The following is a 16,655-nucleotide window of genomic DNA, read 5'->3' on the forward strand; positions in this document are numbered from 1 at the left end:
ATGCAATTGTTTCCCATGAGAACCGCTCCCCTAAATTTAATTAATTTCTAATGTGAATATAATATTAATCTAACTCATTCAAAGTGTCAATGTTTTTTAACCTTTTTTTAATTATAAGTGAATATTACTACTCGTCTTTTTTCCAAAAGTCAGTAATAGCTCCTTTAGATGAGCTAGAAACAATATGAGCGTACTTGCCTAATACACCTCTAGAATGCAAGTCTGGCAAGACAAGTGCATCACGACGTTTAGCAAGTTCTTCATCAGAAACAACCATTGTTAACTCTTTAGTATCCTGATCAATAATAACCGTATCACCTGTTTTCAGTAGCGCAATTGGGCCACCAACTTGGGCTTCAGGTGCAATATGACCTACAACTAAACCGTAAGTTCCACCAGAGAAACGCCCATCGGTAATAAGCGCAACGGTTTCTCCTTGACCTTTCCCAACAATCATACTTGAAAGTGACAACATTTCTGGCATTCCCGGGCCGCCTTTTGGTCCAACATAACGAACAGCAACCACATCGCCATCGACAATATCATCTGCGAGAACAGCTTGGATGGCTTCTTCTTCAGTATTAAACACTTTGGCTGGTCCTTCATGTCGTCGAACTTTTACACCTGATACTTTAGCAACTGATCCGTCTGGTGATAAGTTACCGTGAAGAACAATAAGTGGCCCATCCTTACGTTTTGGATTTTCAAGTGGCATAATAACTTGTTGTCCTTCTTTCAGTGATGGGACTTCTGCTAAGTTTTCAGCAATCGTCTTACCTGTAACCGTTAAACAATCGCCGTGAATAAAGCCATTTTCGTAAAGGTACTTCATAACAGCTGGCACGCCACCTACTTCATAAAGGTCTTGGAAAACATACTGCCCACTTGGCTTCAAGTCAGCCAAATGAGGAACTTTTTCTTGGAAATCGTTGAAGTCGTCCAACGTTAATTCAACATTTGCAGCATGAGCCATCGCCATCAAGTGAAGAATGGCATTGGTTGATCCACCTAGCGCCATAACAACGGTAATCGCATTTTCAAAGGCTTTTCTAGTCATAATGTCGCGCGGGTAAATTTGATTTTCGAGTAGTTTATAAACAGCTTCACCAGCTGCTTCCACGTCTTTTAATTTATCTTCTGTTGTCGCAGGGTGCGAAGAGGATCCTGGTAGACTCATCCCCATTGCTTCAATAGCAGATGCCATCGTATTGGCCGTATACATCCCACCACAACCACCTGGTCCTGGACAGGCATTACATTCAATTCGACGTACTTCTTCCTCTGTCATATCATTATTATTCCATTGGCCGATTGCTTCGAAGACTGATACTAAGTCAATGTCCTTGCCATCTAGTTTCCCTGGTGCAATAGTCCCACCATAAACGAAGATCGATGGGATTTGCGAGTTAGCAATAGCTATCATACAGCCCGGCATATTCTTATCACAGCCTCCAATGGCGACAAAGGCGTCACAGTTGTGTCCGCCAACTGCTGCTTCAACTGAGTCAGCAATAATATCACGAGACGGTAATGAATAACGCATTCCTGGTGTTCCCATAGCAATGCCATCTGCAACCGTAATTGTTCCAAACTGAACGGGCCAGCCACCAGCTGTTCGAATACCCTTTTTCGCTAATTTCCCTAAATCATGGAGATGGATGTTACATGGCGTGTTTTCTGCCCATGTACTGATAACACCAATAATCGGTTGCTTAAACTCATCATCCCCCATTCCTGTTGCGCGTAGCATGGCGCGGTTAGGTGATTTTACAACACTGTCATACACATTACTTCGGATTCTTATATCTTTTTTTGGTTGTTCGCTTGTCATTAACAGACACTCCTTTCAACTTTCTTGCTCGGTTATTTTTATGGTGTTTTCATATGGTTTTAATTATATTCTAACAGAAAGAAAATAATCTGCCAGTGCAATATGAAAAAATGATGAAATTATCTACTTGCAAAAATGAGTATTTCATGAAAAAATAAAGAAAATTAATTATTGTAAGTTTGAAAGGAATCGATAGTTATGCCAGAATTAATCACTATGAATGAACGCGCTCAAGAACGCAGCGATGAGATTATTAAAAAACTTGAAAATATTTTTGATCCAGAAATCGGCCTAGATATTTACAACCTTGGCCTCGTGTACGATATTCAACTGTCTGAGGACGGTCTTTGCGAAGTAACAACGACCTTTACCGGCATTGGATGTGACTGTATCGAATCCGTTCCAGGTGAAATAAAAGAGGGATTACTGCAGATTGATGGTATTACTGCCGTCGATGTTAAAATTGTGTGGAGCCCTGCTTGGAAGATGACACGCATTAGTCGCTTCGGTCGAATCGCATTAGGAATTAATCCAGGATAAAAAAAAGAGCCAGTAGTTGGTGGTTGTCCACCTTCTACTGGCTCTTTTTTTATTAGCCGAGAGTCTCTGCTACTTTATTTTTTGGTTTATAGCGTGATAAGAGGAGCACGGAAACGAGTACAACCGCAATACCGATTAGTTCAAATACGCCGAATTGTTGTTTAAAGACGACAACTGAGAGTACAGCTGCAAGCAAGGGTTCTAAGGCCGTCATAATCGAGGCTAAGGATGGATCAATATACGATAGACTTGCAAGATAGGCAATAAAGGCAACTGCAGTCCCAAACACAATAATTAGTGTCAAAAGAAGGACGCTATGAGTGGTTAAGCTAAAGCTTGGTTGCCAGAATGGTTGGATGAATTGAAACACCAGTCCGCCAATTAGCATTCCCCAGCCTACAATCATCGGTGAGCCGTATACTGCTAAAATTTTACGGGGTTGGATGCTGTAAAAAGCAACTGCGACTGCTGACCCTATTCCGACGGTAAAACCGATTAACGAGACCGACATCTTAGAAAATTGCCCATTTGTAACGATAAGCAAGACTCCGAAAAAAGTCGCTAATACGAGTGCAAATTCAGTAGCATAAAGTTTTTTCTCTCGGCTAATTAAGGTATATAAGTAAACAAAAATTGGTGCTGTAAACTGTAGAATCGTTGCTAAAGAGGCACTACTTACTTCAATAGCCTTGAAAAAGAGGTATTGCACGCCTACCATACCGACTAATGAGAATAATAATAATTGCAAAACATGTTTCTTGTTTTTAAAAATGGAAAAAATAGGATCTTTCCGAAGAATAGAGCTGTAAGTTAAGATTAATAACCCAGCCATCGTTAAACGTGTACTCACCAGCCATTCACTTGACGCTTGATAATCGCTAAATAGTAGTTGGGCAAAAATGCCAGATGCTCCCCATAAACTACCGCCTAGCCCGGATAGTAATATACCCTTTAATTTTTGATTCATTGCTAACCTCCCTTTATTAATATGGTCATTATAAACGGGATAATTGGATTTGACTATCTTGTTTTTTGATTTGTATCAACAAAAAAACAGCCATTGCAATCGTCGCAATGGCTGTTTTACCTCTTTATTTAGAATGGTGAGTCTAAAATACGACTTAAGAATTCTTTTGTGCGTTCTTCTTTCGGATTGTTGAAGATTTCTTCAGGTGATCCTTCTTCTGCAATAACACCTTGGTCCATAAAGACAACACGATCTGCTACTTCACGCGCAAATTGCATCTCATGGGTTACAACGACCATAGTCAGCCCTTTATCTGCTAGCTGTTTCATAACACGCAACACTTCTCCAACCGTTTGTGGATCGAGTGCTGATGTTGGTTCATCAAATAACAGTAAATCTGGCTCCATTGCTAGTGCGCGTGCAATAGCGACACGTTGCTTTTGACCACCTGATAGTTGTGCAGGACGAGCATGGATAAATTGTCCCATACCCACTTCTTCCAAGAAGTGTAAGGCTCTTTTTTCAGCTTCTTCTTTGCTTACTTTTAAAACATTAATTTGGCCAGTCATACAGTTTTCAAGCACATTTAAGTTATTAAATAAATTAAAGTGTTGGAAGACCATTCCTACTTTTGAACGATATTGGAATAAATTTAGGGAGTCTTCTAAAATACTGTCATCTCGGTAAATAATATCACCAGTCGTTGGTTTTTCTAATAAATTTAAGCAACGCAATAAGGTTGATTTACCTGACCCCGATGCACCAATTAGACAAACGACTTTACCTTCTTCTACTTCAAAATTAATATTCTTAAGAACTTCGCGTTCGCCGAACTTTTTGCTCAGCCCTTTAATTTTCATTACAGAAGTCATTAACTTTGCACCTCTTTATCTAACGTGATCACTTGGTTTTGATTACCACCAACCAGATCATAATGTGTTGGTCCGTCTAGTTTTTTCTCAAGAAAACGTAAGATACGCGTCACCGAGAATGTCATAATTAAATACAAAATACAAGCTACTGTAAACGGCCCGAAGTAATCAAAGTTAATCCCTGATACTGTTTTTGTTTGAAAGAACAATTCCGTTACTGAAATAACATTTAAAACAGATGTGTCTTTAATATTAATAACAAATTCATTACCAGTCGCTGGTAAAATATTCCGCCATACTTGTGGCATAATGACAATTCTCATCGTTTGAAAGTGAGACATCCCAATTGCTTCTGCACCTTCATATTGGCCTTTATCAATTGATAAAATCCCACCGCGAACGATTTCAGTGATATATGCGCCTGTATTAATCGAAACAATAAAAATAGCGGCAAAAATACGGTTCATATCCCAACCAAATGCAATGGCAGATCCGTAATAAATCACCATTGCTTGCACGATCATCGGCGTACCACGGAAGAATTCAATATAAATGGTTGTTAAAAGATGCAGACCTTTTAAAGCGTAGCGTTTAAAGCCTTTGTCTGGATGTGGGATGGTGCGAATCACACCAAGAACAAGACCAATGAGGAGACCAATAATGGTCCCGATCATTGAAATGTATAAAGTAACCCAAGCACCATTTAAGAAAAGCGGTGCATTATTTTGAAAAATATTCCATAAATGACTCAATTGATGTCAGCTCCTACTATTGTTGGGCTGCTGGTTGATTAGCAACCGCAGCATCCATGATTTCTTGTCTCTCTTCGTCAGAGATTTCGCTTAAAATGGCATTCATTTTGTCTAAATCTGCTTCGTCTTTACGTACGCCAATCGCAATTGTCGTATCTTCTGGACTTGTTTTGAAACCATCTTCGAATTCAACAAAACTAAAATCACTATTTGCATTTGATGCACTTACTGCCTCAGGATATTCTGATACATAGCCATCAATCACACCTGCTTGAAGCGCCACACGCATAGCAGAGAAATTTTCCATTGCTGTTTGCTTGTTAACACCTTCAATTTGGTCAATGACATTATAATGGAAGGTATTCAACTGAGCCGTTACCTTTGCAGAGTTAAAATCTGCTAGTTTTGTGGCATTAACGAAGTCACTATCTGAAGCGACTACCATAACCAATTGCGACTCTAAATAAGGATCACTAAAGGAAATGGTTTGTTTTCTTTCTTCTGTTGGAGACATACCAGCGATAATGGCATCAATTTTCTTAGCTTGAAGAGCTGGTACTAAGCCATCCCATTCTGTCTTAACGATAACTAATTCTTGTCCCAAACCTTCAGCGATTTTCTTTGCAATCTCAACGTCATAACCACCAGCATATTCATTTGTACCGTCAATCGGAACACCGCCGTTACTGTCATCTAGTTGCGTCCAGTTATAAGGGGCATAGGCAGCCTCCAGTCCAACAACAAACTGATCATCCTCTGCAGCTGATGACTCTGCGTTACTACCATTACCACAAGCAGCTAACAAAGCTAGCGATCCTAATAACATAGCAGCATAATTAAATTTCTTTTTCATACGAAACGACTCCCTTTTATTTGTATTGAGAATACAAAAAAACCGTGAGCAAAAGGCCCACGATTGGTATCGTCCTTTTGCCCCAATATGAACAGCGCTTCAAAAGATAAAATGGGCATTTTATCTCGACAGTCCTATACTTATTCAGCATAGACCCAGCACCTGAACGGCACTTCGGCGAATTCCCCTTTCGTATCCTACTGATGGTTTTCGCGTCCTCTGATTCATATTGTTTTGATATTCTACTGGTGTAACTATAATAGATAGCAAAGCGAATGTCAACCTCAGATCGTTAATCTAGCATATGATTAGGCAAAAATATAGCTGTTCGTTACAATAATAATAGAATTTAAAGAAGGAGGACATGTGATATGATACCAAAAATTATTCATTACTGCTGGTTCGGTGGCAATCCATTAGGCGAAAAAGAAGAAAAAATAATAGCAACTTGGGAAAAATACTGCCCTGACTACAAAGTTATGGTGTGGAATGAAGACAATTTTAATGTTGATCAAATGGGCGATTATGTGAAAGAAGCTTATCAAGCTAAAAAATGGGCTTTTGTTTCTGATGTTGCTCGACTCTATGCCTTAACACAATACGGTGGTATCTATATGGATACAGATATGGAGATTATTAAACCACTTGATCCGCTACTTAAATTGGATGCTTTTATGGGCTTCGAAGTGGAAACAACCATTTCAACGGCTATTATTGCTGCCAAAGAAAATCATCCGACCTTCAAACAACTTTATGACGATTATAATGACCGTCATTTCATCAATGATGATGGGTCTTATGATGAAACAACCAACGTGATTCGTATTACTGAAATTTTTCAAGAAAATGGTCTCTTACTAAATAATGAAAAGCAGACCGTGATGGATGTGACAATCTTTCCCCGTATCTACTTTTCACCAAAAAGTTATTGGACACAAGAAATCAACGCCGGAGAAGAAACATATGGCATTCATCAGTATTCGGGGTCTTGGTTATAAAAATAGGGGCTGGGAAAAAACTCCCAGCCTCTTTCCTATACCCGAATAATGTAGCGTAAATGTGCTCAAAAAGGCAGCCCCGACGTCCACTTCACGAATCATGCTCAGATGGTCTGCAACCATCTTGCGCTTATTCGCTCCAGTGATTCGGGGCTGAACGCCTTTTTTCCCACTCTCCTTTTATTCATTATTTAACGATGATATGCATTAAAATACCATTTGTATCTTTAGCTTTTAAAACACCAGCTTCTTCTTCGTATGAAATACCATTTTGATCAAAGCGGCCTTTCAAAGCGAGCAGTTCATCTTGGTTTGGCAATACCCAAGTATAGTAAGCCATTCCGAGTTGGTCTTCTTCTGGTTGTGGCAATAACTTTCCAGCCCAAGTGTTTGATCCAACATGGTGGTGATAGTCTCCTGATGCAAAGAATTTAGCTTGACCGAAATAGTCAGATTTTAGTCCTAGACCAATTATATTCGTATAGAATTCACCGTTCTCTACTAAATCTCTAACTGTTAAATGGACGTGTCCCATAATCGTACCAGCTGGCAAACCTGAGAAAGGTTTCTTAACAGAGCCTAATACGCCTTCTGCATCCATTTGAATGGTAATACCTTCGATTCTACCATCTTCTCTTACGTCCCACTCAGAACGGTTTTTATCAGCGTAAACCTCTACACCGTTTCCTTCAGGGTCGTTAAAGTAAATCGCTTCACTGTACCCGTGATCACTTGCGCCACCTAATGGGTACTTTTTAACTAATAGGTTATATAAAAATTCGCCTAAGTCACTTCTCGTTGGCAGTAAAACCGCATGGTGGTATAAGCCCGCTGTCACTTTCTTCTCAGCTGCTGGATTAATTTTGATTAATTCAAACAATGCCTCTCCGGTTTCTTTCACACCTAGTGTTACACTGTTATCTGTTTGAGCAAGGATTGATGTCCCCATAATTTCTTGGTAAAATTGTGTCATTTTTTCTAAATCATTTACTTTTAATGCTACTTTCCCTAACGTCCATGCTTGTGTCATGATAAAAATACTCCTCTTTTTATATGTTATAAGTAATCTTTTTTCTTTAGCCAAAATACAGTGAGTATCCCGAGAATGATAGAGACGCCAACTAATAATAGAAATGCAAAACCATCATCTTCAAACGGTAGAGCTACATTCATGCCCCAATAAGAGCCAATAATGGTCGGAATGGTCAAAACAATAGTCAGTGATGTCAAAAACTTCATAATGTTATTCAAGTTATTAGAAATCACACTTGAAAACACTTCACTGAGATGACTAATCATTTCATCGGATTCTTTCCGCATGACCTTTGCTTGGTTAGATAAGACACGGATGTCATGCAACAGTTCACCTGCGTCTGACCCCTTACTTTCATTTAAGTTATCAAACAGATGAGCGATAATGTCATGGTTCTTGGTAATACCCGTTTCAAAATAAACCAGACTTTTATTAATGGCGATCATTTTATAAAAGGCTTCATTCCGAGTTGTGTGGACGATGTTTTCTTCCATATTTTCAATCATGTCATCAATTCGTGTGATGGCCTCAATGTATTCATTGGTGAGCTGCCAGAGCAATTGTAAAATAAAGAGAGAATCATCGTAGTTTCCGTTGCTATTCAGAACATTTTTTAGAAATGGGGGTTCTTTTGAATAAATCATAATGACCTTTTTTTCTAATGTAATAATTGAGATCGGCAATGTTTGATATTCAAGTCGATTAGTTTCATCAATTTTTATTAAAGGATAGAGAAACAATAGCAATTGGATGTCTATTTGCTGACTATTGCGAAAGGTTTCTTTTCTTGGAATCATATAGCGGTTTAAGCTATCTGTAATAAAATCCAGCGGTATCTCTTCTTTTTGATGCAAGTCATCCATTTCGTCTTGAGACGGATTATCATACAAAATCAGGGTTGCTTGATTACTATCCTTGGTCTCCACAAAGTGTTGCCCTTCTAACCGAAAAGCTCTCATCTTGTTCACTCCACTCTATTCAATGATAAAGGTTTCTAATGTTGATGCTAATTCCGTATACGGATCATCTGACCACCAATGTCTGCCATTGCCTAGACACTGACAATAATAAGCTATCTCATCTTCTTTCATGCTTTTCCGAAAATGGACATGTCCCATCACACTATGTCGGATTGGATAATCCTCATACAAGGACATATAACTCTTACTACCCAAAAAGGCATTGTAATAATCATAAACCCGGTGCGGCAAAGGTACGGTAAACTGGGGATGTGTGACGATATGTGTCATCAAAATTATTTGACGATCATCAACAGACTGGCAGTCTACTTCTAGCTGTTGCCGCATGGCTTCTGCTACCTCTTGATCGCTTTGCTTCCATTGTACATATAATCGATCATTCCAGCCACCAATACGCAATTTCTTCTGCTCAAATTGTTCAGTTGTATAACTTTGACTGGCAAATCCATAATCATACCAACCTGGATTCCCCACAACTGACCATTTGTCATTTAGTAAGAGTGGTTTGCCGACAGGCGAATCCTCCCTTTGTAAAAAGGTTTGGTAAATACGCTCTGTGTCAGTATCCTTATTACGAATCGACCAAAAATCATGGTTACCTGGAACAAATAGTAGCTTTGAAACCCTATGATTAACCATTTGATCTAAAAATTGAATGCTATCTTGGTAATCCGATGATATATCACCAGCCATTAGTAGTAAATCAATTTCATTATTGTAGAGTAATTGAGCGAGCAACCGGTCATACGTGTCTCCTCTATTTAGTTTCTTTCTATTTGTGTCAATATGTAAGTCAGATAAGACACCTATTTTCATGCTGTTTACACCTCACTAGCTGTGCTCACTTAAGAGTATAACATATATCTCGAAATGAAGATATTATTTTTTAAGATATTTTTATTTTTAATGATATTATTATAAAAACCGCTATGTTTTTAATAAACACAGCGGTTTTGGATTAGTTTGTATATGCTTCTGTTAATTGTGGAACAACTTGTTTCTTACGTGACACAACGCCCGCTAAGAAAGTTTGGTGATTATCCAATTGAGCGTTGAAGGCTTGTTCAATTTTAGCAACACCTGATCCAATTGCTAAGATCGTTGAATCACTATCAATAATATTCGTTACAATTAAGACAAATAAATCATAATTTTCTTTTGTATTTTCAGCAGTCATTAATGCCATTAATTCATCTTGACGTTTTAAAACATCTTGGAAATCAACCGTATTAACTTGTGCCACACGAACAGTTTTGTCAGCCATTGGGAATGACTTAGCATCTAAATCAAGTAAATCTTTTGATGAGAGATCATCTAGATTTGTACCAGCTTTTAGCATAGCTAAACCGTAATCTGATGAATCAACGCCAGCGATTTCAGCTAAAGCGGCTGCCGTTTCAATATCTTCTTGCGTACATGTTGGTGATTTGAACAATAAGGTATCAGAAATAATAGCTGATAACATCAACCCTGCGATTTGCGCTGGAATCTCGATATTTTTTTCTTTAAATAGTTTGTAAATAACTGTGTTTGTACAGCCTACTGGTTCTGCACGGTAATAAAGTGGATTTGCAGTTTGGAAGTTACTAATACGGTGGTGGTCAATCACGTATTGAACGTCTAAGTCAGCAATATCTGATACACTTTGTTGGAATTCATTGTGGTCCACAAGCGCAACAGCTTTCACTTCGTTTGCAGCTGTTTCGATGACGCGTGGTGCTTCAGTATTAAACTGGTTTAATGCATATGCCGTTTCATCGCTAACCTCTCCTAGCGCAACAGCTTCTGCTTCAACGCCGATTTGATTTAAATAATATGCAAATGAGATTGCTGATGTAATTGCATCTGTATCCGGATTTTGGTGTCCGAAAACTAATAATTTTTCCATAGTTTAATGTCCCTCTTTCATTTCTTATCTTTTTTAATGATAATCAAAAAAAAGGAAAAGGGCAACGGTTATCTCCCTTTTCCTTGTAGATTTAATTTGCTTTTAAGTAACCTTTATACTCATCACAGCGTAATAATTTCCGAGCATTCTCCACACGTTCTGCTGTTGGAGGATCAATGCCTTCTAATTTATAAGGAATACCCAAGGCTTGGTATTTATAGATCCCCATTTTATGGTATGGAAGAATCTCTACTTTTTGAACATTTTCCAAAGTGGCAATATAGTCGCCTAATTCTTTCAAATAATGGTCATAGTCAGTTCGCTCTGGAATTAAAACGTGACGAACCCAAATCGGCTGGCCGATTTTTGATAAATATTGGGTCATATCAATGATGCTCTCATTACGCCACATGGTTAGTTCTTTATGTTTTTGGCTATTAATGTGTTTAATATCCATTAACAATAGGTCAGTAACCTTCATTAATTCTTCAAAACGACCAAAAAACGGTTCATCATAGGTAAACGGTTGGCCACACGTGTCAATCGTTGTATTAATGCCTTGTGCTTTTGCTTTTTGGAAGAGTTCAATAATAAAGTCAATCTGTAATAATGGTTCACCACCACTAATGGTAATACCACCCTTTTCTCCCCAAAACTCTCTATATTGTAATGCCATTTCTAATACGTCATCTGTTGTCATTTCATTTCCGCCACCCATATTCCATGTATCTGGATTATGGCAAAATTCGCATCGCATGCGACAACCTTGCATAAAAACAATAAAACGAATACCAGGTCCGTCAACCGATCCGAAACTTTCAGTTGAGTGAACAAATCCTGTTAGTGCGTTAGTCATCGTCATAACTCCTTTTCTCTTTGCTTCTTTCCCATCAAAAAGAGAGATAAGGGGCTCTCTCCCTTTGATGGAAAACGGATGAATCATTGACTCATCCGCATCCGATTGGTCTTACATGCTTTCGTGCATTGTACGGTTAATAACGTCCAATTGTTGTTCACGTGTTAATTTAATAAAGTTAACAGCGTAACCTGATACACGAATGGTTAATTGTGGGTAGTTTTCTGGATGCTCCATAGCATCTAGTAAAGTATCACGGTTAAATACGTTAACGTTCAAGTGGTGACCACCTTTACGTGCGTAACCATCTAACATACTTGCTAAGTTTTCTTCTTGAATATCAGCCTCACGTCCTAGTGCTTTTGGAACGATTGAGAATGTATTTGAGATACCATCTAATGAGTATTGGTAAGGGATTTTAGCAACTGATGATAAACTTGCTAGAGCACCATGTGTATCTCTACCGTGTAATGGGTTCGCTCCTGGCGCAAATGGGACACCCGCTTTACGTCCATCTGGTGTTGCTCCTGTACTCTTACCGTAAACAACATTTGATGTAATCGTTAAAATTGATGTTGTATGTTTTGCATCACGGTAAGTTTTGTGTTTCTTCACTTTACTCATGAAGTCTTTCAATAACCAAATACCAATATCATCAGCACGGTCATCATTATTACCATATTTTGGATAGTCGCCTTCGATTTCGAAATCTACTGCGATACCATCTTCATCACGAATAACTTTTACTTTAGCATGTTTAATAGCTGATAATGAGTCAATCGCTACAGAGAAGCCAGCAATACCTGTTGCCATTGTACGAACGATATGTGTATCATGAAGCGCCATTTCTAGATCTTCATAGCTATATTTGTCATGCATATAATGAATAACATTCAATGTATTGAGGTACAATCCTGCAACCCATTCATTCATTAAGTCATATTTCTCCATTACTTCATCGTAGTCTAAGTATTCAGATGTAATTGGTTGGTATTTAGGACCAACTTGTTTCTTAGTTACTTCATCTACACCACCGTTAATCGCATATAGAAGTGTTTTCGCTAAGTTGGCACGAGCACCAAAGAATTGCATTTGTTTACCAATACGCATAGCTGACACACAACATGCAATACCGTAATCATCGCCCCACTCTAGACGCATCACATCATCATTTTCGTATTGGATTGAGCTTGTTTCAATCGAAATATGAGCACAGAATTTTTTGAATGCTTCAGGCAAATGCGTTGACCATAATACAGTCAAGTTTGGTTCTGGAGCTGTTCCCATATTTTTAAGTGTTTGCAAGAAACGGAAGCTACTCTTTGTCACTAATGTACGACCATCTTCACCCATACCACCAATTGACTCTGTTACCCATGTTGGGTCTCCTGAGAATAATTCGTTGTAATCAGGTGTACGTGCAAATTTAACCAAACGTAATTTCATGACAAAGTGGTCAACAATTTCTTGTGCTTCGATTTCAGTCAATGTACCATTCTCAAGATCACGTTGAATGTAGATGTCTAAGAATGTTGATACACGTCCTAGAGACATAGCTGCACCATTTTGTTGTTTTACAGCTGCTAGATAACCAAGGTATAACCATTGGAACGCTTCCTGTGCTGTTTCAGCAGGTCTTGAAATATCAAAACCATAAATATTTCCAAGTTCTTTTAATTGTTTCAATGCACGGTATTGCTCGCTCATTTCTTCACGTAGACGGATAATATCTTCTGACATTGTACCGTTTCCTACCACTGCATAATCTTTTAGTTTTTCTTGCATTAAGAAGTCAACACCATATAGTGCTACACGACGGTAGTCTCCGATAATACGGCCACGTCCATAAGCATCTGGCAAACCTGTAATAACTTTATTTGAACGTGCTGCACGCATTTCTGGTGTGTAAGCATCGAATACACCTTGATTATGTGTTTTTCTGTAGTCACGGAAAATTTTAGATACTTCAGCATCAATTTCATAACCGTAAGCTTCTGCTGATTGCTCACTCATACGAATACCACCAAATGGTTGCAATGAGCGTTTAAATGGTTCGTCAGTTTGAACACCGACAACTTTTTCTTTGTCTTTGTTTAAGTAACCAGGACCATGAGATGTAATCGTTGATACAATTTTTGTATCCATGTCTAGAACGCCACCAGCATCGCGCTCTTGTTTTGTTAAATCCATAACTTGTGCCCATAGCGAGTTAGTAGCTTCTGTTGGACCCTCTAAGAAGTCAGCGCCATCTACGTAAGGTGTATAGTTTTGTTGAATAAAGTCACGAACATCAACTTCTTCTTTCCATGTTTTACCTTTAAAGCCTTGCCATTGTTCCATTTGTATTGCCCCCTATTTTAAATAGCTTATTGTGATTTATGTAACACACTTTATGCCATTATTATAACACGTTAAAATGATTGTGCAACACTTTTCAAGCTTTTTATTTTATTTATTTTAAACGTGTGAAGAAACCCGATAAAACATTGATTTAACAGCGTTTTATCAAACGTCAAACATCGTGTTTTATTCACCTTTTAGACAATTTTTTTTTAAAAAAGAAACAGACTGTATTATACAACAGTCTGTTTCTGTACTAATTTGTGTTACTTTATTCTTCTAATTGTGAAAGGTCATGTATTTTTTTAATCGTAAAAATGTTGCCTTCATCTCGTTCTACAAGAAGAGCACTACCATTAGTGTAGCGAGCTGTAAATGGAATAGACTTGCTATAGACTTCTTTATCTTGCCCTCTCGTTGTCCGAAGGGCATATAAACTGTTAGCATCTGTTCCCGCATCGACGAAGATAATTCGGTGTGGGTTAGCCTTTAATTCTTTAATCAACATTAAGCCGCGTTTTGCTCTTCCTAAACGAGGGATTTCTCCAGTTCTAAAACGTTTAGCATTGCCACGTTGCGTCAAAATTAGGATTGGATACTTTTCATTGTCTAGTTCAAAGACTGCACCACCGACAACATAGTCATTTGCCTTTAGGTTAATAGCTTTAACACCACTTGTTCGTAAGCCCGTTGGTGATACTTCGTCGAGTACGTAACGTAAGCTAAATCCGCCGTTTGTAATCAACAATACTTCATAAGATGTATTTGTTTCATCAACAAAATAAATATTTGTGACACTATCTGTTTCTGTTTTTAGTTTAATCGCTGTTGTTTTCTTTCGTTTATAGCCTCTAAAACTTTGATAATCAGATAGCAGTGACCGTTTCATCATACCTTCCTTTGTCATGAAGACAACCGTTTGTTTATCAGTTAACGGTTCAGCGTGACGAGTAATTTTAGCGGCGATAATTTCTTCATTACTCGAGAATGGGATACTTTGCGATAAGTGATGCCCCATGTCTTTCCATTTTAATTCAGGCAATTCATGAATTGGAAAATGCATGTAATCGCCCTTGCTAGTGAAAATCACAATAGCATCCAAGGTTGATGCTTTTTCAATTAACAAAGGTTGATCACCTTCACGAAGTCCAATATCATCTCGTTCGCTTGCAGCGAATGATCGTAAAGTGGTTCGTTTATAATAACCTTCTTGGGTTAAAACCACAAACACTTCTTCTTCAGGAATTAAAACCTCTGTTTCAATCTTAATTTCTTCAATTTCTTCTTCAACCACAGACAGTCTTGGCGTTGCGTATTTTTTCTTAACCTCATTTAATTCATTTTTCATCACACGTAATAATGTTTGCTCATTTTTTAAAATACTATTGTATGATGCAATTAATTCGCTTAAGTCTAATCGTTCATTTTGTAATGCAACAATATCTGTATTGGTTAACCGGTATAGCTGCAAGGATACAATCGCTTCTGCCTGAGCTTCTGAAAATTGATAAGCATCAATTAAGTTGTTTTTAGCGTCGCGTTTGTCACTCGAATTACGAATCAATTGAATCACTTCATCCAAAACGGAAATAACCTTAATCAAAGCATCTACAATATGCAAGCGTGTTTCTGCTTTTTTCAGATTGTAGCGTGTACGTCTGCTAATAACTTCCTTTTGGTGTTTAATATAGGCGTTTAAACTATCACTTAATCCAACTTGCTTTGGCATCAGTTCATCAATAGCAACCATATTGAAGTTGTAGTTTACTTGAAGATCAGTATTTTTGAAAAGGTAATTTAAAATCCCCTCTGCATTAACATCTTTCTTCAGTTCAACAACAATCTGTAAGCCTGTACGGTCAGTTTCGTCACGAACTTCAGCAATCCCTTCAATTTTACGATTGATACGGATTTCGTCCATTTTCTTCACTAACTGGGCTTTGTTAACTTCATAAGGAATTTCATTGATGACGATTTGTTGCTTACCGCCTCTTAGAGACTCTATTGTTGTCTTTGAACGTACAACCACTTTCCCTTTTCCGGTTTTGTAAGCCGATTTTAAACCATCTATCCCTTGAATAATCGCTCCTGTTGGAAAGTCTGGTCCCTTAACAAAGGTCATCAGCTTATCTAAACTCGCATTGGGATGGTCAATTAAATAAGTTGTAGCATCAACAATCTCACCCAAATTATGAGGTGGGATATCGGTCGCATAACCTGCTGAAATCCCAGTTGTCCCATTAACTAATAAATTGGGATAACGAGCTGGTAATACCAATGGCTCTTCATCCGTATCATCAAAGTTCAACATAAAATCAACGGTTTCTTTATCGATATCACCTAATAATTCGCTAGCAATTTTTGATAATCTTGCTTCCGTGTATCGCATAGCTGCAGCTGGATCACCGTCCATACTACCGTTGTTACCGTGCATTTCAATTAGAGGTTCACGTATCTTCCAGTCTTGACTTAAGCGAACCATCGCCTCATAAACACTGGAGTCCCCATGAGGGTGGTAGTTACCTATAACATTACCAACTGTTTTAGCTGACTTACGGAATTGCTTTTCGGCAGTATTACCACTAACATACATGGCATATAAGATACGACGCTGTACAGGTTTTAGACCATCGCGAATATCAGGAAGCGCACGGTCTTGGATGATGTATTTAGAATAGCGACCGAAACGATCACTCATGACATCTTCCATCATTAGTTCTTTAATATCTTGTCTTTCTGCCAATC

General features: G+C 38.2%; 12 protein-coding genes, 1 pseudogene and 1 riboswitch. Of the genes and pseudogenes, 2 read left to right on the forward strand and 11 right to left on the reverse strand.

Annotation, left to right across the window (positions count from 1 at the left end; translation table 11 throughout):
- Positions 1-127: 127 nt before the first annotated feature.
- Positions 128-1,831, reverse strand: coding sequence for a dihydroxy-acid dehydratase (gene ilvD / locus BW721_RS03360; protein WP_076766112.1), 1,704 nt, complete (start codon positions 1,829-1,831; stop codon positions 128-130).
- 198 nt (positions 1,832-2,029) lie between these two features.
- Between ilvD and BW721_RS03365 the strand changes: the two genes are divergently transcribed.
- Entirely contained in the window at positions 2,030-2,371 is a 342-nt protein-coding gene (locus BW721_RS03365; RefSeq protein ID WP_076766114.1) for a metal-sulfur cluster assembly factor, read from the forward strand.
- Between the two features lie 52 nt (positions 2,372-2,423).
- On the opposite strand, the gene BW721_RS03370 is transcribed toward BW721_RS03365, so the two are convergent.
- The 3 genes and pseudogenes from BW721_RS03370 to BW721_RS12325 form a co-directional block, all read right to left on the reverse strand.
- A complete protein-coding gene (locus BW721_RS03370) occupies positions 2,424-3,338 on the reverse strand; it encodes a DMT family transporter (protein ID WP_076766116.1) in 915 nt (304 codons plus the stop codon).
- 128 nt (positions 3,339-3,466) lie between these two features.
- Complete coding sequence (locus tag BW721_RS03375; RefSeq protein ID WP_076766118.1) at positions 3,467-4,210, reverse strand: amino acid ABC transporter ATP-binding protein; 744 nt, start codon at positions 4,208-4,210, stop codon at positions 3,467-3,469.
- Positions 4,210-5,815 (reverse strand): annotated as a pseudogene (locus BW721_RS12325) (ABC transporter permease subunit). Before BW721_RS12325 ends, BW721_RS03375 begins: the two are co-directional and overlap by 1 nt.
- Positions 5,816-5,899: 84 nt before the next feature.
- A riboswitch (Lysine riboswitch) is annotated at positions 5,900-6,045 on the reverse strand.
- A gap of 141 nt (positions 6,046-6,186) precedes the next feature.
- Here BW721_RS12325 and BW721_RS03390 point away from each other — a divergent pair.
- Positions 6,187-6,813, forward strand: a complete 627-nt coding sequence (locus BW721_RS03390) for a glycosyltransferase family 32 protein (RefSeq protein ID WP_076766123.1) — start codon at positions 6,187-6,189, stop codon at positions 6,811-6,813.
- Between the two features lie 187 nt (positions 6,814-7,000).
- Here BW721_RS03390 and BW721_RS03395 read toward each other — a convergent pair whose 3' ends face one another.
- The 7 genes from BW721_RS03395 to parC all read right to left on the reverse strand — a co-directional run bounded on the left by BW721_RS03395 (position 7,001) and on the right by parC (position 16,653).
- Positions 7,001-7,843, reverse strand: coding sequence for a VOC family protein (locus tag BW721_RS03395; protein ID WP_076766125.1), 843 nt, complete (start codon positions 7,841-7,843; stop codon positions 7,001-7,003).
- Between the two features lie 26 nt (positions 7,844-7,869).
- A complete protein-coding gene (locus BW721_RS03400; RefSeq protein WP_076766127.1) occupies positions 7,870-8,805 on the reverse strand; it encodes a magnesium transporter CorA family protein in 936 nt (311 codons plus the stop codon).
- 15 nt (positions 8,806-8,820) lie between these two features.
- Positions 8,821-9,642, reverse strand: coding sequence for a metallophosphoesterase (locus tag BW721_RS03405; RefSeq protein WP_076766129.1), 822 nt, complete (start codon positions 9,640-9,642; stop codon positions 8,821-8,823).
- 142 nt (positions 9,643-9,784) lie between these two features.
- Entirely contained in the window at positions 9,785-10,714 is a 930-nt protein-coding gene (locus BW721_RS03410; protein WP_076766131.1) for a manganese-dependent inorganic pyrophosphatase, read from the reverse strand.
- Positions 10,715-10,805: 91 nt separating this feature from the next.
- Positions 10,806-11,570: a pyruvate formate-lyase-activating protein gene (gene pflA, locus BW721_RS03415; RefSeq protein WP_076766133.1), complete on the reverse strand. Its 765-nt coding sequence runs from the start codon at positions 11,568-11,570 to the stop codon at positions 10,806-10,808.
- A gap of 111 nt (positions 11,571-11,681) precedes the next feature.
- Positions 11,682-13,910: a formate C-acetyltransferase gene (gene pflB, locus BW721_RS03420; RefSeq protein WP_076766134.1), complete on the reverse strand. Its 2,229-nt coding sequence runs from the start codon at positions 13,908-13,910 to the stop codon at positions 11,682-11,684.
- A 271-nt stretch (positions 13,911-14,181) separates the two neighbouring features.
- Positions 14,182-16,653, reverse strand: a complete 2,472-nt coding sequence (gene parC / locus BW721_RS03425) for a DNA topoisomerase IV subunit A (protein WP_335617480.1) — start codon at positions 16,651-16,653, stop codon at positions 14,182-14,184.
- Between the last annotated feature and the right edge of the window lie 2 nt (positions 16,654-16,655).

The sequence above is a fragment of the Jeotgalibaca sp. PTS2502 genome, assembly GCF_001975685.1.
Taxonomy (GTDB): Bacteria; Bacillota; Bacilli; order Lactobacillales; family Aerococcaceae; genus Jeotgalibaca; species Jeotgalibaca arthritidis.

Bases quoted from the DNA above. Each gene is read 5' to 3' on its own strand.
- ilvD (WP_076766112.1), bottom strand. From the start codon at position 1,831: ATGACAAGCGAACAACCAAAAAAAGATATAAGAATCCGAAGTAATGTG.
- BW721_RS03365 (WP_076766114.1), top strand. From the start codon at position 2,030: ATGCCAGAATTAATCACTATGAATGAACGCGCTCAAGAACGCAGCGAT.
- BW721_RS03370 (WP_076766116.1), bottom strand. From the start codon at position 3,338: ATGAATCAAAAATTAAAGGGTATATTACTATCCGGGCTAGGCGGTAGT.
- BW721_RS03375 (WP_076766118.1), bottom strand. From the start codon at position 4,210: ATGACTTCTGTAATGAAAATTAAAGGGCTGAGCAAAAAGTTCGGCGAA.
- BW721_RS03390 (WP_076766123.1), top strand. From the start codon at position 6,187: ATGATACCAAAAATTATTCATTACTGCTGGTTCGGTGGCAATCCATTA.
- BW721_RS03395 (WP_076766125.1), bottom strand. From the start codon at position 7,843: ATGACACAAGCATGGACGTTAGGGAAAGTAGCATTAAAAGTAAATGAT.
- BW721_RS03400 (WP_076766127.1), bottom strand. From the start codon at position 8,805: ATGAGAGCTTTTCGGTTAGAAGGGCAACACTTTGTGGAGACCAAGGAT.
- BW721_RS03405 (WP_076766129.1), bottom strand. From the start codon at position 9,642: ATGAAAATAGGTGTCTTATCTGACTTACATATTGACACAAATAGAAAG.
- BW721_RS03410 (WP_076766131.1), bottom strand. From the start codon at position 10,714: ATGGAAAAATTATTAGTTTTCGGACACCAAAATCCGGATACAGATGCA.
- pflA (WP_076766133.1), bottom strand. From the start codon at position 11,570: ATGACTAACGCACTAACAGGATTTGTTCACTCAACTGAAAGTTTCGGA.
- pflB (WP_076766134.1), bottom strand. From the start codon at position 13,910: ATGGAACAATGGCAAGGCTTTAAAGGTAAAACATGGAAAGAAGAAGTT.